The organism is Streptomyces sp. (assembly GCF_019510245.1).
GTDB lineage: Bacteria > Actinomycetota > Actinomycetes > Streptomycetales > Streptomycetaceae > Streptomyces.
In genome coordinates this window covers 1-1,792 of the sequence record NZ_JAEKKT010000538.1, presented here as the reverse complement: position 1 = coordinate 1,792, position 1,792 = coordinate 1, and the positions used below count along the sequence as shown (strand labels likewise).

The 1,792-nt window shown below is 74.2% G+C and carries 1 protein-coding gene and 1 pseudogene; both read left to right on the top strand.

Annotated features, from left to right (window positions below):
- Positions 1 to 452 (top strand): annotated as a pseudogene (locus JF597_RS55180) (aldolase); the annotation flags it as partial.
- A gap of 72 nt (positions 453 to 524) precedes the next feature.
- Positions 525 to 1,792 (top strand): serine/threonine-protein kinase (locus JF597_RS55175; protein ID WP_294014815.1); only part of this gene is annotated, 1,268 nt, incomplete at its 3' end.

The following is a 1,792-nucleotide window of genomic DNA, read 5'->3' as shown; positions in this document are numbered from 1 at the left end:
CCAAGGCGATCATGCAGGTCGCGGCCGCTGGCACCGGCGTACGGGTCTCGGACGGCTCCACGAACGTCCTGCCGGTCGGCCCGACGGCGAAGGTCCACGACGCCTAGCGACTGCACTACGGCCTGACGCGCCGGGCGCTGGCCCGCGCCTACTACCAGGGCTGGGACATGCACCCCGGCCACATCCCCACCCGGTACGCGGCAGTGTTCGCCTTCTACCGCGAAGGCTTCGAGCAGGCTGCCGGCCGACTCGCCCGGTACGCGGGCCGGGTCGGCGGCGACGTCATGGACGAGCCGGCCACCGCCAAGGCGCTCAGCGGCTATCTGCTGCGCGGTCTCGACTGCGGCGCCCTCGACATCGCCGAGGTGGCCCGGCTGACGGGTCTGACCCGGGCCGACCTGGAGGGGTACGCGACGCCCCGGCGCGGTGACCTGACCGTCTCCACGAAGTAGTACGAAGGAGGCGGAGACGTAGCGGCCCTGTCACGGTCGCAACATTGACGTGTTCACAGGAACGGGGCAGCGGTGTCTTCGGGGGAGACCAACGGAAAGGGCCAGGACGACGCCGGTCGGCTGCTGGCCGGGCGTTATCGTGTCGTGGCCCAGCTCGGTCGCGGCGGCATGGGTGTGGTCTGGCGGGCCGTCGACGAGGTCCTCGGCCGCGAGGTCGCCGTCAAGGAACTGCGCACCTACACCGACGCCGACGGCCCCGAACTCGCGGATTTGCGGCTGCGGATGCAGCGCGAGGCCCGTGCGGCGGCCCGGGTCCGGCATCCCGGCGTCGTCGCGGTGCACGACGTGGCCGAGGTCGATGGGCGTCCACTGATCGTCATGGAGCTGGTCGACGGGCCGTCGCTGGACGCCGTGCTGCGCAAGAGCGGCCCCCTCGACCCGCGTGAGGTGGCCGGCATCGGCGCCAAGGTCATGGACGCGCTGGCCGCCGCCCACGAAGCCGGCGTACTGCACCGGGACGTCAAGCCCGGCAACATCCTGCTCGACCGCTCGGGCCGCGTCCTGCTGACCGACTTCGGCATCGCCACCATGGACGATCCGGGCGACGGCTCGGCCACGAACCTCACCCGCACCGGCCATCTCGTCGGTTCCCTGGACTACATGGCCCCCGAGCGCGCCCAGGGTGCCGATCCGGGACCGGCCTCCGACGTGTGGGGCCTCGGCGCCACGCTGTACGCGGCGGTCGAGGGAGCCTCGCCGTTCCGCCGTACCTCGACCTTCTCCACGCTCACGGCGATCGTCGGCGAACCGCTGCCCGAGTCCCACCGTGTCGGCCCCCTCGGCCCGGTTCTCCAGCGCCTGCTGGACAAGCGTCCCGAGGCACGCCCGGGGGCCGGGGAGGCGCGCGAGCTGCTGCAGGCGGTGGCGGACGGGGCCGGCCCGGACAGCCCCACGACGACCTTGCGGGGTACGGCGGGTTCGGCGGGGCGGGCCGAGACGGCACCCGACGTTTCGGTGGCGCCGGTGGCATCGGCAGGTCTTGGGCCGACGGATCCGACGAGGCCGGGGGCGGTGCCGGGGGCTGAGCGGGACCAGGGGCCCGGTGAGCATGAATCTGCGGGGACGGTGGCGGCGCAGCCGACCGCGCGCGAGGCGGCGGCAGAGCCCGGGACTCCCGGACAGGGCCCGCTGGGTGCTGCGGGGCAGGTCGAGGCCGCGGCGCCGTGGTGGGTGGCGTCCGCCGCTCAGGACGGTGCTCCCGGACAGGCCGGTCTGGCGGGGCCGGGTCCCGGGGCGCCCACCTCTCAGCACGGTGGTCCGGGGCAACCCGGGCCCTCGGA